The 20,574-nt window shown below is 73.4% G+C and carries 15 protein-coding genes; 13 read left to right on the top strand and 2 right to left on the bottom strand.

What is annotated here, in order from left to right:
* Window positions 1–14 precede the first annotated feature (14 nt).
* Window positions 15–629 (top strand): ATP-dependent Clp protease proteolytic subunit, encoded by a 615-nt coding sequence (locus tag CBOVI_RS07595; RefSeq protein WP_029157999.1) that lies wholly within the window; start codon window positions 15–17, stop codon window positions 627–629.
* 221 nt (window positions 630–850) lie between these two features.
* On the top strand, window positions 851–2,128 hold the full coding sequence (clpX, locus tag CBOVI_RS07590) for an ATP-dependent Clp protease ATP-binding subunit ClpX (RefSeq protein ID WP_029157998.1): 1,278 nt from the start codon (window positions 851–853) through the stop codon (window positions 2,126–2,128).
* 127 nt (window positions 2,129–2,255) lie between these two features.
* Here the strand turns inward: clpX and CBOVI_RS07585 are convergent, their stop codons facing one another.
* Window positions 2,256–3,218, bottom strand: a complete 963-nt coding sequence (locus CBOVI_RS07585; RefSeq protein WP_010269479.1) for a hypothetical protein — start codon at window positions 3,216–3,218, stop codon at window positions 2,256–2,258.
* 359 nt (window positions 3,219–3,577) lie between these two features.
* Between CBOVI_RS07585 and CBOVI_RS07580 the strand changes: the two genes are divergently transcribed.
* The 6 genes from CBOVI_RS07580 to ndk all read left to right on the top strand — a co-directional run bounded on the left by CBOVI_RS07580 (window position 3,578) and on the right by ndk (window position 10,933).
* A complete protein-coding gene (locus tag CBOVI_RS07580) occupies window positions 3,578–4,768 on the top strand; it encodes a malate dehydrogenase (RefSeq protein ID WP_010269483.1) in 1,191 nt (396 codons plus the stop codon).
* 54 nt (window positions 4,769–4,822) lie between these two features.
* Window positions 4,823–7,588 (top strand): valine--tRNA ligase, encoded by a 2,766-nt coding sequence (locus CBOVI_RS07575; protein WP_050798239.1) that lies wholly within the window; start codon window positions 4,823–4,825, stop codon window positions 7,586–7,588.
* Window positions 7,585–9,234, top strand: a complete 1,650-nt coding sequence (gene folC / locus CBOVI_RS07570; RefSeq protein WP_010269488.1) for a bifunctional tetrahydrofolate synthase/dihydrofolate synthase — start codon at window positions 7,585–7,587, stop codon at window positions 9,232–9,234. The genes CBOVI_RS07575 and folC overlap by 4 nt, the downstream gene beginning before the upstream one ends.
* Window positions 9,234–9,827 (top strand): LOG family protein, encoded by a 594-nt coding sequence (locus tag CBOVI_RS07565; RefSeq protein WP_010269490.1) that lies wholly within the window; start codon window positions 9,234–9,236, stop codon window positions 9,825–9,827. The genes folC and CBOVI_RS07565 overlap by 1 nt, the downstream gene beginning before the upstream one ends.
* Window positions 9,828–9,915: 88 nt before the next feature.
* Window positions 9,916–10,425, top strand: coding sequence for a DUF4233 domain-containing protein (locus tag CBOVI_RS07560; RefSeq protein ID WP_010269493.1), 510 nt, complete (start codon window positions 9,916–9,918; stop codon window positions 10,423–10,425).
* A gap of 97 nt (window positions 10,426–10,522) precedes the next feature.
* Window positions 10,523–10,933 carry a nucleoside-diphosphate kinase gene (ndk, locus tag CBOVI_RS07555; RefSeq protein ID WP_010269496.1) on the top strand — a complete coding sequence of 137 codons (411 nt, stop codon included), beginning with the start codon at window positions 10,523–10,525 and terminating at the stop codon, window positions 10,931–10,933.
* Window positions 10,934–11,079: 146 nt separating this feature from the next.
* On the opposite strand, the gene CBOVI_RS07550 is transcribed toward ndk, so the two are convergent.
* Window positions 11,080–11,892, bottom strand: a complete 813-nt coding sequence (locus CBOVI_RS07550; protein ID WP_010269499.1) for a hypothetical protein — start codon at window positions 11,890–11,892, stop codon at window positions 11,080–11,082.
* 239 nt (window positions 11,893–12,131) lie between these two features.
* Here CBOVI_RS07550 and CBOVI_RS07545 point away from each other — a divergent pair, with 239 nt between their 5' ends.
* The 5 genes from CBOVI_RS07545 to proB all read left to right on the top strand — a co-directional run bounded on the left by CBOVI_RS07545 (window position 12,132) and on the right by proB (window position 20,562).
* Window positions 12,132–16,499 carry a translation initiation factor IF-2 N-terminal domain-containing protein gene (locus CBOVI_RS07545; RefSeq protein ID WP_183273606.1) on the top strand — a complete coding sequence of 1,456 codons (4,368 nt, stop codon included), beginning with the start codon at window positions 12,132–12,134 and terminating at the stop codon, window positions 16,497–16,499.
* A 388-nt stretch (window positions 16,500–16,887) separates the two neighbouring features.
* Window positions 16,888–17,193, top strand: a complete 306-nt coding sequence (rplU, locus tag CBOVI_RS07540) for a 50S ribosomal protein L21 (RefSeq protein WP_010269106.1) — start codon at window positions 16,888–16,890, stop codon at window positions 17,191–17,193.
* A gap of 43 nt (window positions 17,194–17,236) precedes the next feature.
* Complete coding sequence (gene rpmA / locus CBOVI_RS07535; RefSeq protein ID WP_010269110.1) at window positions 17,237–17,509, top strand: 50S ribosomal protein L27; 273 nt, start codon at window positions 17,237–17,239, stop codon at window positions 17,507–17,509.
* Between the two features lie 122 nt (window positions 17,510–17,631).
* On the top strand, window positions 17,632–19,146 hold the full coding sequence (gene obgE, locus CBOVI_RS07530; RefSeq protein ID WP_029157875.1) for a GTPase ObgE: 1,515 nt from the start codon (window positions 17,632–17,634) through the stop codon (window positions 19,144–19,146).
* Between the two features lie 126 nt (window positions 19,147–19,272).
* Entirely contained in the window at window positions 19,273–20,562 is a 1,290-nt protein-coding gene (gene proB, locus CBOVI_RS07525) for a glutamate 5-kinase (RefSeq protein WP_029157876.1), read from the top strand.
* The last annotated feature ends 12 nt before the right edge of the window (window positions 20,563–20,574 follow it).

Below are 20,574 nucleotides of genomic sequence, written 5' to 3'. Positions count from 1 at the left end.
CGGGCGGCCCTCAGATGCCCACCTCCCGGTACATCCTCCCGTCGTTCGTCGAGCACTCGACGTACGGGGCGAAGGAGTCCAACCCCTACAACAAGCTCTTCGAGGAGCGCATCATCTTCCTCGGGACCCAGGTCGACGACGCCTCGGCGAACGACATCATGGCCCAGCTCCTCGTCCTCGAGGGCCTGGACCCCGACCGGGACATCACCATGTACATCAACTCGCCCGGCGGGTCCTTCACGTCCCTCATGGCGATCTACGACACGATGCAGTACGTCCGCCCCGACGTCGTGACCGTGTGCCTCGGCCAGGCCGCCTCCGCCGCCGCGGTGCTCCTCGCCGCCGGCACCCCCGGCAAGCGCGCCGCGCTGCCGAACGCGCGCGTCCTCATCCACCAGCCCGCGACCGGCGGGGTCCAGGGCCAGGTCTCCGACCTCGAGATCCAGGCCAAGGAGATCGAGCGCATGAGGACGCTCATGGAGACGACGCTCGCACGCCACACCGGCCGGACCGCGGAGCAGGTGCGGATCGACACGGACCGTGACAAGATCCTCACCGCCGCCGAGGCGAAGGAGTACGGGATCATCGACCAGGTCTTCGACTACCGCAAGCTGTCCGCCCAGTCCTGACCCGGCCCACCTCCCCGGCCGGGCCCCGCGGCCCGGCCGGGGGACTGCGTCGCTCCCCGCGACTGTCCGGACCCGGGGGTATCATGACCGAATCATGATCGGGACCGTCCGTGGTCCCCGCCGGCGCGAGCCGGCCCGAGCACACCCGAGTACACCGGAGTACGTCCCCGTGCCCCCGGGTACAGCGAGTCCACAGGAGAGTCCTCACCACCATGGCACCGATGCAGGAAAGCGCTGAGCTGCTCAAGTGCTCGTTTTGCGGTAAGAGCCAGAAGCAGGTCCGGAAGCTCATCGCCGGCCCCGGCGTGTACATCTGCGACGAGTGCATCGAACTGTGCAACGAGATCATCGAGGAGGAGATGGTCACCGCCGGTGACCAGCGCGACCGGACGGACGACCTGCCCCGCCCGGCGGAGATCGCCGAGTTCCTCGACCGGTACGTCATCGGCCAGGACGCCGCGAAGCGCACCCTCGCCGTCGCCGTGTACAACCACTACAAGCGCATCCGGGTGGAGGAGTCCAACGCCTCGGCGCGCCGCTCCGACGACGACGTCGAACTGTCGAAGTCGAACATCCTCATGCTCGGCCCGACCGGCTCGGGCAAGACCTACCTCGCCCAGTCCCTCGCGCGGATGCTCGACGTGCCCTTCGCCATCGCGGACGCCACCAGCCTCACCGAGGCCGGCTACGTCGGTGAGGACGTCGAGAACATCCTCCTCAAGCTCCTGCAGTCCGCGGACTTCGACGTCGCCAAGGCCCAGCGCGGCATCATCTACGTCGACGAGGTGGACAAGATCTCCCGCAAGTCGGAGAACCCGTCCATCACCCGCGACGTGTCCGGCGAGGGCGTCCAGCAGGCCCTGCTGAAGATCCTCGAGGGCACCGTCGCCTCCGTCCCGCCGCAGGGCGGGCGCAAGCACCCGAACCAGGAGTTCATCCAGTTCGACACGAAGAACGTCCTGTTCATCGTCGCCGGCGCGTTCGCCGGGCTGGAGAAGGTCATCGCCGAGCGGCGGGGCCGGAAGGGCCTCGGCTTCGGCGTCGAGGTCCGGGGCAAGTCGGACGAGGAGCCGGATCCGTTCCAGTTCGTCGAGCCGGGCGACCTCGTGAAGTTCGGGCTCATCCCCGAGCTCATCGGCCGCCTGCCCGTCGTCACGCACGTCGGTCACCTCGACGAGGACGCGCTCGTGCGGGTCCTCACCGAGCCGAAGAACTCGCTCGTGCGCCAGTACCAGCGGCTGTTCGAGATGGACGGGGTGCGCCTCACGTTCGACGACGACGCGCTGCGTGCCATCGCCCGGCAGGCGCTCGAGCGGGAGACCGGGGCCCGTGGCCTGCGGTCGATCATGGAGGGCATCCTCCTGCCCGTGATGTTCACCATCCCGGACGACGACGACACCGGCGAGGTCGTCATCACCGCCGACTGCGTCGACGGGGACAGCGAGCCGCAGCGGCTCACCCACGACCAGGTCGCGGAGCGGGACAAGCGCAGCGCCTGAGCCCGGGGAGGAGGCTCCGGGGGGGCGGCCGGCGCTGCCGGTGGGCGGCGGCGCCGGGGCCGGGTGACGCGGGGGAGGACGCCCGGGCCGGGGGCCCGGGAGGGGGCGCGGCCCGTGAGCCGCGAGCCTAGCGGTGGGGGAGGTCGTGCACGTCCGCGGACCCGGACGGGCGGTCCCGCAGCGGCTCGGCGTCGCGCCCCTCCGAGGAGTACAGCGACGCCGCGACGGACGTCGGCGTCGTCCGCGACGGCGAGGAGTGCGTGTACGAACTGCCCTGCGTCGTCGGCATCGACGTCGTGAGGAACGCGAGGGCGACGTCGCACGCCATGTGCTCCAGGCCGTCCGCGTTGTGCTGCTCCCACAGGTCCGTGCCGTAGTGCGCGCGGAACGTCGTCCCCGCCGCGGCGGGGAACGTGCACAGGGAGTCGATGACGAGGTACAGGTCCTCGGCCGAGATCCCCGGGCGGAAGGCGCCGAAGTCCTGGCCGCGCATGAGCACCCGGTCGATCTGGAGGACCACCGGGGAGGACTCCAGCACCCCCGGCCGGTCGACGACCCCGGCGTCACCCGTGAGGTTCTCCCGGATGATGAGCTGGACCGCCACAGGGTTCCGCCGGTGCCGGCGGTAACTCGAACGCACGAACGCGCGCACCGCGTCCGCCGGGACGAGCTTCTCCACCTCGATCTCGTCCGGGCGCGGCCAGATCCGCCGGAACGCCAGCCGCAGCGCCTCGCGGTACAGCTCGTCCGGGTCGGCGAGCAGCGGGTGCTGACGCGTCACCCCGGCGGCGACCGCGACAGCGGCCGCGCCGTCCCCGGTGACGCCCGCCGCCCCCGAGGCGACGAGCCGGGGGAGGGCGGCGTCGAGAACCGCGACGTACTCGGCGGGCGGGCACCCGTACCGCCGGTGGCTCTCCGGCAGGTCGCGGACGTCCACCGGATCGCGGGGGTCGCGCGCCGCCCGCGGGCCCCGGGGGAGCCCGGCGTCGGCCTGGGCGGCGAACGCCGGGTCGTGCCGGGTCTGAGCCGACGGCGTCCCCGGGGCGGAGGACGGCCGCGGGTGCCCCTGCGGCGTATCGGCCAACGACATGGGGGAGGTCCTTTCGTGTCACCACCCCGGACGGGGCCGCGGCGGTGGTGGGGCGAGGGTGCCGGGGGACCGGCACGGCGTGCTGGGTGTCCGGTACGGGGGTGGCGGACCACCACCGGACGTCTGACGTCCTGACCATACCCGGACACCGGTCACCGCCGGCCCCCCGGTGCCCCCGGCCGCGTCGTCGGCACCCCCGCGGGGCGGGCTGCGGAACCCCCGACAGGGGTGGGTCGCGGACGTGCCCCCGTCCGGTGGCGTCCCCGGGCGCGGCGGGGGCCGCAGGTCTACCGTGGACGGTGACGGGCACCGTCGTCGACGCTGCCCCGCACACCTCGCGAATGACGGGAGACACACCCATGACCACCGCCGGGACCACCGGGGTCCGCACCTCAGCCACGACCGCACCGTCGACCACCACCGGCACCGCCGGGTCGCCGACCCTCTCCGCCGGGGACGGGGCCGACGCCCCCGGCACCCGCACCGTCATCGAGGCGATCTCCGCGTCGGTCGTCACCTCCGACCCGCAGCCGGGGGAGGGCGGGGACACTGCCGCCGGTGACCGGGACGACCGTCGCGCCGTGACCGTCGCCGTCACCGGCGGGGCGGGGCAGATCGCCTACTCTCTGCTGTTCCGCCTCGCGACCGGGGAGGTCTTCGGCGACCGCCCCGTGCGGCTGCGGCTCCTCGAGATCCCGGACGCCGTCCGCGCGGCCGAGGGGGTGGCGATGGAACTCGCGGACTCCGCGTTCCCGCTGCTCCGCTCCGTCGACGTCACCGACGACGCCGCGACGGCCTTCGCCGGCGCGGAGGCCGCGTTCCTCGTCGGTGCCTCGCCCCGGACGAAGGGTCAGGAGCGCGCGGACCTGCTCACCGCGAACGGCGCGATCTTCGGCCCCCAGGGCCGGGCCCTCGCGGAGAACGCGGCGGACGACCTCCGCGTGCTCGTCGTCGGCAACCCGGCGAACACCAACGCCGCGATCGTCGCCGCGCAGCTGCCCGACCGCGACCCGCGGCGGGTCACGGCGATGACGCGGCTCGACCACAACCGGGCGCTCGCACGCCTCGCGGAGAAGCTCGGCTGCGCGACGACCGACCTCACCCGCATGACCGTGTGGGGCAACCACTCGTCCACGCAGTTCCCCGACGTCACGGAGGTGCTGCGCGACGGCCGCCCGGTCGCGGGCGACCTCGACGCGACGTGGCTCGAGCAGGACTTCATCCCCGGCGTCGCCGGCCGGGGCGCGGAGATCATCGAGGTCCGGGGGCGCTCCTCGGCGGCGTCGGCCGCGTCGGCGGCGTGCGACCACATGCGGGACTGGATCCACGGCACGCCGGAGGGGGACTGGGTCTCCGTCGCGCTGCCCTCCGACGGGTCCTACGGCATCCCCGAGGGCGTCGTGGCGAGCGTGCCCTGCCGGAGCGTCGACGGCGAGTGGCGCACCGTCACCGGCCTGGAGATCGGCGACGCGCAGCGGGCGAAGATCGACCGGACCGTCGCGGAGCTGCGCTCGGAGGTCGACGCCGTGCGGGACGCCGGGTTCCTGTGACCCTGTCCGTCCTGCTCACGGCGGGTGCGGAGCGGCGGGCGGGCCTGCACTAGACTGGCCGGCGTGAGTGACTCCGAACGCAACGCCGCCAACCGTGCCGACGCCCTGCCCGCGCAGTGGGACCCCTCCGCCGTCGAGGCGGACCTCTACCAGCGCTGGGTCGACGCCGGCTACTTCCACGCCGACGCCGCGAGCACGAAGCCGCCGTTCTCCATCGTGCTGCCGCCGCCGAACGTGACCGGCCAGCTGCACATGGGTCACGCCCTCGACCACACCCTCATGGACGTCCTCGCCCGCCGGCGGCGGATGCAGGGCTACGAGGTGCTGTGGCTGCCGGGCAGCGACCACGCGGGCATCGCCACCCAGACGAAGGTCGAGGCGTCCCTCAAGGAGACCGAGGGGCGCGACCGGTTCGACTACGGCCGCGAGGAGTTCGTCGGCAAGGTCTGGGAGTGGAAGCGGCGCTACGGGGACGTCATCCAGTCCCAGATGCGCGCCATCGGGGACTCGGTCGACTGGGAGCGGGAGCGGTTCACCCTCGACGAGGGCCTGTCCCGGGCGGTGCAGACGATGTTCAAGGAGCTGTTCGACCGGGGGCTGATCTACCGGGCGAACCGGATGGTCAACTGGTCGCCGGTGCTGCGCACCGCGATCTCGGACATCGAGGTCGTCCACTCCGAGGACGAGGGTGAGCTCGTGAGCATCCGGTACGGGTCGCTCGACGACGCCGCCCCGCACGTCGTCGTCGCGACGACCCGTGTCGAGACGATGCTCGGTGACGTCGCCGTCGCCGTCCACCCGGACGACGACCGCTACCGGGACCTCGTCGGCACCCGCCTGCCCCACCCGTTCATCGCGGACCGCGAGATGGTCGTCATCGCCGACGACTACGTCGACCCGGAGTTCGGCACGGGTGCGGTGAAGATCACCCCGGCGCACGACCCGAACGACTTCGCGATGGGTCAGCGCCACGACCTGCCGATGCCCGTCGTTCTCGACGAGTCCGGCCGGGTCACCGGCACGGGCACGGAGTTCGACGGCCTCGACCGGGCGGAGGCGCGGGAGCGGATCCGCCTCGCGCTGGAGGAGCAGGGGCGCATCGTCGCCCGGAAGGCCCCGTACGTCCACTCCGTCGGCCACTCCGAGCGCTCCGGCGAGGCCATCGAGCCGCGCCTGTCCCTCCAGTGGTACGTCCGGGTGGAGGAGCTGGCCCGCATGGCCGGCGACGCGGTCCGGGAGGGGGACACGACCATCCACCCGGCGAGCCAGGAGCCGCGCTGGTTCGACTGGGTCGACGACATGCACGACTGGTGCATCTCCCGCCAGCTGTGGTGGGGCCACCGGATCCCCGTCTGGTACGGGCCGGACGGCGAGATCGTGTGCTGCGGCCCCGACGACGAGCCGCCGACGGGTGAGGGCTGGGTGCAGGACGAGGACGTCCTCGACACGTGGTTCAGCTCCGCGCTGTGGCCGTTCTCGACGATGGGCTGGCCGGAGGCCACCCCGGAGCTCGAGCGGTTCTACCCGGTGTCCACGCTGGTCACGGGCTACGACATCCTGTTCTTCTGGGTCGCGCGCATGATGATGTTCGCCACGTTCGCCGACACCGTCGACGGGTCGCCGCTGTCGGGGGACGACGCCGCCCGCGCGGCGCGCGACGGCCGGCCGCAGGTGCCGTTCACCGACGTCGTCCTCCACGGTCTCGTGCGTGACGCGCAGGGGCGGAAGATGAGCAAGTCGCTCGGCAACGGCATCGACCCGATGGACTGGGTGCGGGACTACGGCGCGGACGCCCTGCGCTTCACCCTCGCCCGCGGCGCGAACCCGGGCACGGACCTGCCCGTCGGTGAGGACTCCGCCCAGTCGTCGCGGAACTTCGCGACGAAGCTGTTCAACGCCACCCGCTTCGCGCTCATGAACGGCGCGCGGGTCGGGGAGCTGCCGCCGCGCGCGACGCTCACGGACGCGGACCGCTGGATCCTCGACCGCCTGGAGGCGGTGCGGGCGCTCGTCGACGAGCACCTCGACCGGTACGAGTTCGCCGTCGCCCACGAGGCGCTGTACCGCTTCGCGTGGGGCGAGTTCTGCGACTGGTACGTCGAGATCGCGAAGGTGCAGATCCCCCGCGACGCCGACGCCGCGACGGAGGAGGAGCTCGCCCGGGGCGAGTCGACCCGCCTCGTCCTCGGCCGGGTTCTCGACGCCGTCCTGCGCCTCCTCCACCCGGCGATGCCCTTCGTCACCGAGACCCTGTGGGACGCCCTCACCGACGGTGTCGACGGCTACCCGGGGAGCATCGTCGTCGCCGCGTGGCCGGGGCAGGAGCTGACGAACGGCGGGGCGGAGCCGGACGCGGACGCCGCCCGCCGGATGGCGGACATGGAACGCCTCGTCACGGAGGTGCGCCGGTTCCGCGCCGACCAGGGTGTGAAGCCGACGCAGAAGGTGCCCGCGCGCGTCGACTGCGCGGCGGCGGACATCCTCGGCCTGGAGCCGGCCCTGCGCTCGATCGTCCGGATCGAGGAGCCGGGGGAGGACTTCACGCCGACGGCGTCGGTCGAGGTGCGCCTCAGCCGGGTGACGGTGACGGTGGAGCTCGACACGTCCGGCACCGTCGACGTCGCAGCCGAGCGCCGCCGCCTGGAGAAGGACCTCGCCGCCGCGCGCAAGGAGCTGGACAACGCGGCGAAGAAGCTCGGCAACGAGAACTTCCTCGCCAAGGCCCCGGAGGCGGTCGTCGCCGGGATCCGCGAGCGGCAGGCGGTCGCCGAGGGCGACGTCGCGCGCATCACGGCCCGGCTCGAGGGGCTGCCCTCGTGACCGCCGACGACACCACCGGCGCGAACCCGGACCCCGCCGGGGCGGACCCGGACGCCGTGATGGATGACGCCGACATCGACCGGGCCCTCGAGTCCCTGCCGGGCATCGGCGAGGTGGGCCTCGACGAGACGGGGCTGAGCCTGCCCGTCGACCTCGGTGACGGGACCGGCGACGGCGCCGGCGGCAGCGTCGACACCTCCGGGACCGGGGTCGCCGACGACCCGGACGCGCGGCCGCCCCGGCCCGTGACCGCCGCGGACCTCGAGGAGCTGCGGGAGGTCGAGGCCGAGCTCACCGCCCGCTGGCCCGAGACCCGCATCGACCCGACCCTCGACCGCATCAGCGCGCTCATGGACCTCCTCGGGTCCCCGCAGCGCTCCTACCAGTCCATCCACGTCGCCGGGACGAACGGGAAGACGTCCGTGGTGCGGATGATCGAGTCCCTGCTCCGCGCGTTCCACCGGCGCACCGGGCGGACGACGAGCCCGCACCTCCAGCTGCCGACCGAACGCATCGCCGTCGACGGCGTGCCGCTCCACCCGCGGGACTACGTCGCGACGTGGCGGGAGATCCAGCCGTTCGTCGAGATGGTCGACGCCCGCTCCGAGGCGGCGGGCGGGCCGCGGATGAGCACGTTCGAGGTGCTCGTCGGCATGGCGTACGCGGCCTTCGCCGACGCCCCGGTGGACGTCGCCGTCGTCGAGGTCGGCATGGGCGGCCGCTGGGACGCGACGAACGTCATCGACGCCGACGTCTCCGTCATCACGCCCGTCGGCCTCGACCACACCGACTACCTCGGCGACACGATCGCCGCGATCGCGGGCGAGAAGGCCGGGATCATCTCCTCCCCGTGGGACACGGACGACCTGCTCAGCCCGCCGGACACCGTCGCCGTCGTCGCCGAACAGGAGCCCGAGGCGATGGAGGTCATCCTCCGGCAGGCCGTCGAGGCCGACGCGGCGGTGGCCCGGGAGGGCAGCGAGTTCGGCGTCGTCGAGTCGACCGTCGCGGTCGGCGGGCAGCAGCTCACCCTCCGCGGCCTCGGCGGCACGTACACGGACATCGTCCTGCCCCTGTCCGGGGAGCACCAGGCGCGCAACGCCGCCCTCGCCCTCGCCGCCGTCGAGGCGTTCTTCGGCGCCGGGGCGAACCGCCAGCTGGACGTCGACACCGTCCGGCGGGGGTTCGCGCAGGTCCGGTCGCCCGGCCGGCTCGAGCGGGTGCGCAGCGCGCCGAGCGTCTTCATCGACGCGACCCACAACCCGCACGGGGCGCGGGCGCTCGCGAAGGCCGTGGACCGGGACTTCTCCTTCCGGCGGCTCGTCGGCGTCGTCGGCGTGCTGAGCGACAAGGACGCCCGGGGCATCCTCGCGGAACTGGAACCGGTCATGGACGAGGTCGTCGTCACGCAGTCGACCTCCCCGCGGGCCCTCGACGTCGAGACCCTCGCCGAGTACGCGCGGGACGCCTTCGGCGAGGAGCGGGTGCACGTCGCGCCGCTCCTGCCGGGCGCGGTGGAGCTGGCGACCCAGCTCGCCGAGGACGACGGCGGGGACGGCATGGTCTCCGGCGCGGGTGTGCTCATCACCGGGTCCGTCGTCACCGCGGGTGAGGCGCGGACCCTGTTCGGGAAGGAGCCGGCCTGATGCGCGTCGCGGTGTACGTCGGGTCGTCCCCGGGCGACGGGCCCGGGTTCGCGGAGGCCGCCCGGGAGGTCGTGCGGGGGCTCGCCGACGCGGGGCACAGTCTCGTGTACGGCGGGGGTCGCGCCGGGCTCATGGGGATCGTCGGGGACACCGCCGTCGCGGCGGGCATGGACGTCCTCGGGGTCACGACGCGGGCCCTCGTCGACGGGGAGACCGCGCACACGGGGCTCGGCCGCCTCGAGGTGGTCGACACGATGGGCGAGCGGAAGGCCCGGATGGCCGACGCGGCCGACGCGATGGTGGCCCTGCCCGGCGGGGTCGGTACGCTCGAGGAGTTCTTCGAGGTGTGGACCGCGCAGATCCTCGGGATCCACCGGTGCCCCGTGGCGTTGTACGACGTCGACGGTTACTGGGACCCGCTGGTGGAGATGGTCGACACGATGGTGCGGCGGGGGTTCCTCTCCGCCGGGGCCCGGGACGGGCTTGTCGTCGCCGACACCCCGGCGGGGCTGCTCGACGGGCTGCGGCGGTGGGAGCCGCCCCGGCCGCGGTGGGAGCGCCCCGCGCCGGCGACGGACGGTGACGGCGAGTGACGGTGGGTGACGGCCGGTGGCCGGTCGTGACCGGTGGTGACGACGGTGTGGACAGGGTTGACGGCGGGAGCCGGAAGGAGCGACGACGGTGAACAGGCGCAGCACGGACGACAACGGCACGGCCGGAGCGGCCGCGGCGGGCAGGTCGGGGTCGGCGGGGGACGACCGCTACGGTCCGCTCGGCCCCGGTCACGAGACGGCGACGGACCCGCTGGCCAGCGGCACGTGGGTGATGTCCGGGGCGTTGGTCATGGAGGCGATCGTCGTCCTCCTGGCACTGACCGTCGTCCTCCGGGTCGACGAGGGCGCGTACGCGACGCCGTTCAACATCACCTACGTCGCCGTCCTCGGGGTGGTGATGCTCCTCATGAGCGGACTGCAGAAGCGGCGGTGGGCCACGCCCGTCAACGTGATCCTGCAGGTCCTGGCGGTCGCCGGGTTCGTCGTGCACCCCGCGATCGGGATCGCGGGCGTGATCTTCGCCGCCGCGTGGGTGTACGTGTACTACCTGCGGCACACGATCCGGGAGCGGCAGCGCCGCGGGCTGCTGCCCGCGCAGCACTGGCCGACGGAACGCCGGGACGACGCCGGGGAGTGACCGCCCGGCGGCGGGGGCACGGGGGTGCGGGGGACATGGGGGTGTGGGCGTCGGGTGTGCGCTGAGCGACGGGCACCCGTCAGCTACCATGACGGGCATGACTGAACGCACCCTCATCCTCATCAAGCCGGACGGCGTCACCCGTGGCATCGTCGGCGAGATCATCTCCCGCATCGAGCGCAAGGGCCTCACCCTGGCCGCCCTGGACCTCCGCGTCACCGACCGCGAGACCGCGGAGAAGCACTACGAGGAGCACAAGGACAAGCCGTTCTTCGGTGAGCTCGTGGACTTCATCACCGGTGGCCCGCTCGTCGCCGGCATCGTCGAGGGCGAGCGCGCCATCGAGGCGTGGCGTCAGCTGGCCGGCGGCACCGACCCGGTGTCGAAGGCCACCCCGGGCACGATCCGCGGTGACTTCGCCCTGTCCGTCGCGGAGAACGTCGTCCACGGTTCCGACTCCCCGGAGTCCGCCGAGCGCGAGATCGGCATCTGGTTCCCGAACCTCTGACCCTGCCGGACCTCACCGCCGCCGTATTCCCGCGCCCCTGACCGGGGGCCTGGGGTGCGGCGGCGTCCCCGTTCGTGGGGGGGGGCGTCGCGTCCGTCGCGTCCGGCGCGGCCGTCGGTTGGGGCGGTGCCGGGAGCAGCGCCGGGCTACGCCGCGGCCCCGGCCCGACCGGTGGCGGTGCCGGCGGCATCGGTGCCGGCGACGCGGGCCTGGAACCGGTCCCGGCCCTCGGGGGAGAGGGTGTGCCAGGTCTCACGCGTCCCGTCGCTGCGGCGCTCGACGAGGACGGCGGCGTCACCCGACGCCGTGAGCGCGGCGAGTGCGGCGTCGAGGTGGTCGTCGTCCCCGAACCCGGCGGCGTCCCGGAGCCGGTCGCGGGTCACCTGGACGCCGGCCGGGCAGGCGTGGAGGGCGTGGAGGACGGCGGCGAGCTGCTCGGCGTCGTCGGCGGGGCGGTACCCCGGGTGGAGCCGGTAGAGCTCGGCCGGTCGCCGGTAGTCCGGGTTCTGCGTACCGGGGCGGAGGAGGACGGCCGCGATGACGGCCGCGACGACGACACAGACGACCCAGCCCCACCAGCCCGGCAGCCCCAACCAGCCCGGCAGCGCGGTCGCGAGCGTCAACACCGGGTAGAGCAGGAAGACGGCGACGGTCACGACGGTGGCCCGGGGGCGGGTGCCGTCGGCGGCGACGGCGTCGGGGCGCAGCGGGTCGTAGCTGTTCGGGCGGGTCCCGGGCACGCGGGCTCCCCACCAGGCGACGACGAGCATGACCACCGCGGTGACGGCGAGCACGACCGGCTCGATGCCCCGGAGCGGCAGGGTGACGGCGAGGGCCGTGCCGAGGACGAAAACGACGGCGGGGGCGGCGGTACGCCACGTCGGCGACGCCCGGTGGTGGATGTCCAGCAGGCGGGCGGCGTCAGGGGACAGGGCGGCGCGGCTCGGGTCCTGGTGCATGTGTACGAGTATAGGTATTTCCCGGTGCAGTGTCCGGGGCGGAGGGGGCCGTGGTCAGGGTGAGCCGGACCGGTGTGTGACCCGGTGTGAGACAATGGCGGCGACGGCAGGCACAACGATGATGCAGTGGACCGTCGACCAGCTTTTTCAATCAGTGGACATTCCGGGGGACCGGGCGACCGCGTGCGGCTGCGATTTCTGCGCCCGTGGTACCGCCGTCCCCCCGACAAAGGAGAAACGTGGCCCAGTTCAGCCCGGAGACCGCCCGCGCGGCGGAGACGATCGTCCTCGATGAGGTCCCCGCCAAGGTGCGGGTGCACGTCCTCGCCAAGACGATCGGTGTGACCAGCAAGGACCTCATCGCCGCCCTCGCGGCGACGGGGGTCGAGGGGAAGGTGGCGTCGTCGTCGGTGACCCGCGACCAGGTGGAGGCGCTTGTCGCGGCCGCCCGTGCCCAGGGGGGGGCCGGGGACGGTGCGGGGTCCGCGGCGACGGGGGAGGGGACGACGACCCGAGCGGCGGCGACGCGCCGCACGTCGGGTGGCGCGAAGGCTGCGAAGGCGACGAAGAGTACGAAGGCCACGAAGGCCGCGAAGAGCACGAAGAGCACGAAGCGGACGGCGGGTGCGACGAGCGCGAAGGCCCCGACGGGCGCGGAGGCCGCGCAGGACACCGGGGAGGCCGCGAGCCCGGAGAACGCTGAGAATGCCGCGAACGCCGCGAGCGAGGCGAAGGCGGAGCCGGCGAAGAAGACGAGGGCGACGAAGAGCACGAAGCGGACCGCGGGTGCGAAGGCCACGAAGACCACGAAGGCCGCGACGGCCGACGACGCGGCCACGTCCGGGCGGTCGGGGACGCCGGCCCCGGACGCCGCGTCGTCGGAGATGCCGGTTTTCCTCCCGCCGTCGGAGGACGGGGCCGGCACCACCGCCGGTACCGCGACCGCGGCCACCGCCGCTGCCGCGGACCCGGGGGAGACCGCGGCCGACACGCAGACCGACGCGGACGCGTCGGGCGCGGAGCAGTCCGGCGGCCAGCGGTCGTCCCGCCGGCGGCCGCGACGTCGCACGACGAAGCGCACGACCGCGGCGGAGACGTCCGGACGGCAGGCGTCCGTCGAGGCGTCCGAGGCCCCCGAGGCTCCTGACGCTGACGGGACGTCCGCACGCCAGGCGTCCGCCGGCACGGCGGAGGCCTCCGACAGCCGCGACGACACCCGCGAGGACGCCCGCGAGGACACTCACGGCGACGCCCGCGAGGACGCCCGCGAGGACGCCGGGACGGACCCGGCGACGGGCACCGGTGCCCCGCGGCGTCGGCGGGTGCGGCGGATCATCCGCCGCGTCGGGGCGGCACGCGTCTCCGACGACGCCGGGTCCACCGACCGGGCGCGGGGCGGGAACCGCTCCGACGACCGCGACGGGGACGCGGGCCAGGCAGAGGACGGCCGGAACCGTCGCGGGGGACGGGGCCGCGGTCGCGGACGCGGTGGTGACCGGGGGAGCGCGGCGTCGACCCCCTCCCGGACCCCGGACGACGACCGGCAGGAGTCCCCGAAGGAGTCCCCGAAGGAGACCTCCCGGGGCTCCCGGAAGGGCCGCCAGAAGGACCAGGGCAACCAGGGCAAGGACCACGGCGGCAACGGTAAGGACCACGGCAACCAGGGCGGCAACGGCAAGGACCACGGCGCCCACGGCAAGGACGGCAAGGACCAGGGCGGCCGCACCGTCGAGGTCGTCGACGAGCCCGTGAAGCTCAAGGGCAGCACCCGCCTGGAGTCGAAGCGACGGTGGCGCCAGGAGCAGGACAACGAGACCCCGCGCCCGATCTCGCGGGCGGAGTTCCGCGCCCGCCGGGAGCTCGTGCACCGCTCGCTGGTCGTCCGGGACTCCGAGCGCACCGACCACGCCGGCACGACCACGCAGGTCGGTGTCACGGAGAACGGGATGCTCGTCGAGCACTTCGTCACCTCGGAGACGCAGCAGTCGATCGTCGGCAACATCTACCTCGGCCGGGTGCAGAACGTCCTGGCCAGCATGGAGGCCGCGTTCATCGACATCGGCACGGGGCGCAACGCCGTCCTCTACGCCGGTGAGGTGGACTGGAGGTCGGAGTACCTGCACTCCCGGCACCGGAGGATCGACGCCGCGCTGAAGCAGGGCGACCAGATCCTCGTGCAGGTCATCAAGGACCCGGTCGGGCACAAGGGCGCCCGGCTGACCAACCGGATCAGCTTCGCCGGGCGGTTCCTCGTCTACCTGCCCGGCGGCACGAGCGCGGGCATCTCCCGCCGCCTGCCGGAAGGGGAGCACAAGCGCCTGAAGGAGGTCCTCAAGCGGGTCATCCCGGGTGACGGTGGGGCGATCATCCGCACCGCCGCCGAGGGCGTGAGCGAGGAGATGATCGGCGAGGACGTCACCGCCCTCCACGACCGTTGGCTGGAGATCCGGGCGCGGGAGAAGAAGGCCCGCTCGCGGCGCGGTTCGACACCGGAGACCATGTACGAGGAGCCGAACATGCTCGTCAAGGTCATCCGCGACATCTTCAACGAGGGCTTCAACGAGCTCGTCGTCGACGGCGACGCGTCGTGGTCCGTCGTGCAGTCCTACGTCCACCGCATGGCCCCCGACCTGGAGGACCGGCTCGTCCGCTGGAACCGGCGGCAGCACGGCGGCCAGGACGTCTTCGCCGCCAAGGAGCTCGACGCGCAGCTGGAGAAGGCCCTGTCCCGGAAGGTGTGGCTGCCCAGCGGTGGGCACCTCATCTTCGACCGCACCGAGGCGATGACGGTCGTGGACGTCAACACCGGCAGCTTCACCGGCGCCGGGGGCAACCTGGAGCAGACGGTCACGGAGAACAACCTCGAGGCGGCGGAGGAGATCGTCCGCCAGATCCGCCTGCGGGACATCGGCGGCATGATCGTCGTCGACTTCATCGACATGGTCCTGGAGGAGAACCAGGACCTCGTGCTGCGCCGGCTCACCGAGCACCTCTCGCGGGACCGGACGCGCCACAACGTCTCCGAGGTGACGTCGCTCGGCCTCGTCCAGATGACGCGCAAGCGCCTGGGCACCGGGCTGCTCGAGGCGTTCTCCACGCCGTGCGAGGCGTGCGACGGGCGCGGGCTGGTCATCCACCCCGACCCGGTGGAGCCGGAGGAGGACGACGGCGACCGCCGCCGCGATCACGGTGGCCGGGAAGGTCGTCGGCAGGCACAGCGGGAGCAGGAACGGGCCGAGGAGATCCGGAAGCGCACCGCCGACGAGGTGCGCCGGGCGCACGAGGCGGAGGAGTCCGGGGAGGACGACGACGCAGCCGCGGCCGGGGCCGGCCGGGGCCGTGGCCGCGGTGACGACGGGGCGCGCTCCGGGCGGGACGCCGGGGCGCGCTCCGGGCGGGACGCCGGGGCGGACGGGACCGCCGGGACCGCCGGGACCGCGGACGACAGCGGTGACGACGGGTCCGGGCGCGGACGGTCGCGCCGGGGCCGCCGGGGGTCCGGTCGCCGGACCGTCAGTGCCGCGCGGCGGTCGGAGCAGTCCGGGGTCTCCGGTGCGACGCGGCGCAGCCGGTCGGCGGACGCCGACGGGCGGGCGGACGCGGACGCGGACGTGCGTGCGGACACGGGTGCGGAGACGGGTGCGGAGTCGTCCGCGGCGTCGGCCCGTGGGGCCGGGAGCAGCGGTGACCGTCCGACGGTCGTGCGGCGTCGTCGCATCGTCCGCCGCGGCACCGGGCTCGCGGCGACCGGTCGGCCGACGCGCACCGGGCGCCCGCGCCGGACGGACGACGCCGACGTGGCGGAGATCGCCGCCGAGGCCCTGCGCCGCGCGGCGGCGGAGGACCCGGATGAGCCGACCGGTGAGAACTACGTCCCCGAGGACGTCCTCCGGCGCGACGGCGACACGGCCGCGTCCGGTGCCGGCACGCGCGCCGGGACCGGCGACGCGGAGGCGACGGGCGACTCCACGGGCGACTCCACGGGCGACGGGCAGCGCCGGTCCCGGCGGACCCGCCGGGTGGTGCGGAAGACCACGGGCTCCGGGAACGCCACGGGCGCGAAGGGCGCGAAGGGCGCCGGGAAGACCGGGAAGACCGGGAAGACCGGGAAGACCGGCAACGCCAAGCACACCGGCAACGCCACGGACACCGGCACCGCCACGGGCGGCACGAAGACCGGGAACACCGGGAACACGAAGAAGACCGGGAACACCGGGAACACGAAGGGTCGCACCGACGGGGCGGCCCGGGAGGCCGGGACGCGCCGGGGCGGCGGCACGGTCCGCGACGCCCGCGCCGCGTACGAGGAGGCCCGTCGGGAGTTCGAGACCTCGCCGCGCCGGCGTCGGTCCGTCCGCGGCAACTCACGGTCGGACGTGGCGCCGACCCCCGCCGACTTCGGCGTGACCCCGGAGGACGGGGCCCCGTCGGGTGGACCGTCCGGAGGCTCCGGGAGGGGCGACGCCCCGGCCCGGGGCGGGCGACGCGGCGGTGCCGCCGACCGTGACGCGACCCCGGACGACCGGGACACCGGTGCCGGGCGCAGCGGCGGCGGGCGGTCGTCGGGCCGCAGCCGGCGCCGCCGGGTCGTCCGCCGCAACGGCTGACCCCGGCGACGGCCCGCGGGGCCCGTCCCGGCGCCGGCCGACGGCTGCTCCCGCGCACCGGGCCCGTCCCGGTGCACCCGCCCGGTGCGCCGGACGTCCCGGACGGCTGAATTTTGGTGTACGGGCCGTCGGCGGGTAGTCTTGAGCAGTCGCTGTTCAACTGACGGTCACGTGCGCCTGTGCGCGGCACGCGCGCACGGCAGCCGCAGTCACGCTGCCCGCCGACCGCCCCGTGCATGGTCACCGGGGGCGGGGCCGGTCGTTGGACACAGTGAAGCCAATTGTCCAGACAGGACGCCTCCTCGGGGGGACTGGCACGGTTCGCGCCGTGTCAGGGCCACCGGGACGGGTGCCTGAGTCGAGTAGAGAATAAAGGGGTAGCCCTTCCATGTACGCGATCGTCAAGACCGGCGGAAAGCAGTACAAGGTTGCCGAAGGTGACCTCGTCAAGGTCGAGAAGATCGAGGGTGAGCCGGGTACGTCCGTGGCTCTCACCCCGGTTCTCCTCGTCGATGGCGCGAACGTCACCACCGGTGCCGACGCGCTCGCCAAGGTGAGCGTCAACGCGGAGATCGTCGACCAGACCAAGGGTCCGAAGATCCGCGGCATGCACTACCGCAGCAAGACCGGCTACAAGCGCCGCTTCGGCCACCGTCAGAAGCTGACGGTCGTCAAGGTCACCGGCATCAAGTAACACACCGAGCACTAATTCCTGAGTTTCCTGAGGAGGGAAAACAATGGCACACAAGAAGGGTGCTTCCAGCTCCAACAACGGTCGTGACTCCGAGTCCAAGCGCCTCGGTGTGAAGCGTTTCGGTGGCCAGCAGGTCAAGGCCGGCGAGATCCTCATCCGTCAGCGCGGAACCTCCTTCCACCCGGGCGAGAACGTCGGTCGCGGTGGCGACGACACGCTCTTCGCCCTCAAGGCCGGCGCCGTCGCGTTCTCCACGCGCCGCAACCGCCGCCTGGTGAACATCGTCGAGAACGACGCCGAGACCGTCGAGGCCTGATCCGGGCCGACACGTCCCACCGCGCCCCGTGCCTCCGGTCCGCCGGAGACGCGGGGCGCGGTCCGTTCTCCGGCGTCCCCATCTCACACAACCCCATCACGGCCCCTCGGGAGGGTGTCACCATGTCTCGTTTCGTGGACCGCGTGGTCCTGCACCTCCAGGCCGGCGACGGCGGCAACGGCTGCGCGTCGGTCCGCCGGGAGAAGTTCGTGCCCCTCGGCGGCCCCGACGGCGGCAACGGCGGCCACGGGGGTGACATCATCCTCGAGGTCGACCCGCAGGTCCACACACTGCTGGACTTCCACTTCCACCCGCACATCAAGGCCCAGCGCGGCGGGAACGGCGCCGGCGACCACCGCAGCGGCGCCCGCGGCGAGAACGTCACGCTCTCCGTCCCGGCCGGCACCGTCGTCCTCGACGAGGACGGCGAGATCCTCGCCGACCTCACCGGCCCCGGCTCCCGGGTCGTCATCGCCCAGGGCGGGCACGGCGGCCTCGGCAACGCCTCGCTCGTCTCGAAGGCGCGCAAGGCCCCCGGCTTCGCCCTCCTCGGCGAGCCCGGGGAGGTCCGGGACGTCGTCCTCGAACTGAAGTCCATGGCGGACGTCGGGCTCCTCGGCTTCCCCTCCGCCGGGAAGTCCTCCCTCGTCAGCGCCCTCAGCGCGGCGAAGCCGAAGATCGCGGACTACCCGTTCACGACCCTCCAGCCGAACCTCGGCGTCGTCACCGTCGGCCACGAGGTGTTCACCATCGCCGACGTCCCCGGCCTCATCCCCGGCGCCTCGGAGGGCAAGGGCCTCGGCCTGGACTTCCTCCGTCACATCGAGCGCACGGCGGTGCTCGCCCACGTCGTCGACTGCGCGAACACCGAGCCCGACCGCAACCCCGTCGACGACATCCGGGCCCTCGAGCACGAGCTCGACGAGTACCGCTCCGACCTCTCCGCCGACGCCGGCCTCGGCGACCTCCGCGACCGGCCGCGCATCATCATCCTCAACAAGATGGACGTGCCCGACGCCCGGGACATGGCCGACCTCATGGAGGACGAGCTGTCCCGGTTCGGCTGGCCGATCCACCGCATCTCCACCGTCACCCACGAGGGCCTCAAGGAGCTCACGTTCGCCCTCGCCGCGATCGTCGCGGAGCACCGGGCGACCACCGCGGCGCAGGAGCCCCCCGCCGAGGTCATCACCCCCAAGGGTGTGCGTCGTACCCCCCGCCGCGGCTACGTGGAGAACCTCGAGGTGCACGTCGACCCGCAGGACGAGACCGCGTTCATCGTCACCGGCGACAAGCTCGACCGGTGGATCCTCCAGACCGACTTCGAGAACGACGAGGCCGTGGGCTTCCTCGCCGATCGGCTGGCCAAGGCCGGGGTCGAGCAGGAGCTGTACCGTGCGGGGGCCGTCGAGGGGTGCGACGTCACCATCGGCGGGGTGACCTTCCAGTGGGAGCCGCAGACCGCGGCCGGCGTCGACGTCACGCCCTCCCACCGCGGCACCGACGCGCGCCTCGCCCGCACCGAGCGGGAGAGCGCCGCCGAGCGCAAGCGGGCGTCCCAGGCCCGGCGTGGCCTCATCGACGAGTTCGACTACGGCGACGGCGAAGAGGCGAGCCGCGACCGCTGGCAGGGGTGACCGCGGGGGCGTCGCCGTCGTCCCCGCCGGTCGCGGCACGCCCCCGACGCCGGCCGACGCCGGTGAGTGCAGTGCACCCGCTCCCGCCGTGGCATGGGGTGCACCCGGTCAGTAATAATTGTGCCCATGTCTGACACCGATCGGAACATCCCTGACCATGCGCATCCGGTGCCACTGGAGTTCGGCAGCGACGCCGTGCACCAGCCGGGGCCCATCGTCCCCGCCACGACCATCGAGTTCCCGGAACCCGAGGCGTCCGAGGCGGACCCGGCGATGGGGCACGACTCGGAGATCCGCGCGAAGATCCGCGCGGCGAAGCGTGTGGTGGTGAAGATCGGGTCCTCGTCCCTCACCGACGACGACGGGCGCGTCAGCCCCGGTCAGATCGACATGATCGCCGACGCCCTCGAGGCGCGGATGGACCGGGGCACCGACCTCATCGTCGTGTCCTCCGGCGCCGTCGCCTGCGGCATGGGCCCCCTGGAACTCCAGCAGCGGCCCACCGACCTCGCGACGAAGCAGGCCGCCGCCGCCGTCGGCCAGGTGCTCCTCGCCCAGGAGTGGGCGCGCAGCTTCGCCCGCTACGGCCGGACCATCGGCCAGGTCCTCCTCACCGCCTCCGACGCGGGCCGCCGCGACCGGGCCCGCAACGCCCAGCGGACCATCGACCGGCTGCGGCAGCTCCGCGCCGTGCCCATCGTCAACGAGAACGACACCGTCGCGACGTCCGAGATGCGCTTCGGCGACAACGACCGCCTCGCCGCACTCGTGTCCCACCTCGCGTTCGCCGACGCCTGCATCCTCCTCTCCGACGTCGACGGCCTGTACGACCGCAACCCCGCCGAACCGGGCGCGGCGTTCATCCCCGAGGTGCGGACGAGCAAGGACCTGCGCGGGGTCGTCGCCGGGGACGTTGGGCGGCTCGGCACCGGCGGCATGGCCGCGAAGGTCTCCGCCGCCCGCCTGGCCTCCCGGGCCGGCATCCCCGTGCTCCTGACGTCCACGGAGAACATCGGCGCCGCCCTCGACGACGCGCGCATCGGGACGACCTTCTGGCCCCGGGAGGACCGCCTGTCCGCGTGGAAGTTCTGGGTCCTCTACGCCGCCGAGGCGATGGGCACCCTGCACCTGGACGCCGGCGCGGTGAAGGCGGTGGAGGACCACAAGTCGCTCCTCGCCGTGGGGTTGACGCAGATGGACGGGAAGTTCACGTCCGGGGAGGTCGTCGATCTCGTCGGTCCCGACGGGCGGGTCATCGGCCGCGGCGAGGTGAACTACGACTCGGCGACGCTCGAGGGGATGATCGGGAAGCCGACGTCCGAGCTGCCGGAGTTCGCCCAGCGTCCCGTCATCCACGCGGACTACCTGAGCACCTACTCCAACCGGCATTCGCGGGAGTACGGCGCGACGGGCTAGGCCCGGCTGTCC

It is taken from the genome of Corynebacterium bovis DSM 20582 = CIP 54.80, assembly GCF_030408615.1.
Lineage (GTDB): Bacteria > Actinomycetota > Actinomycetes > Mycobacteriales > Mycobacteriaceae > Corynebacterium > Corynebacterium bovis.
This window is presented reverse-complemented; position numbering and strand designations above follow the sequence as displayed.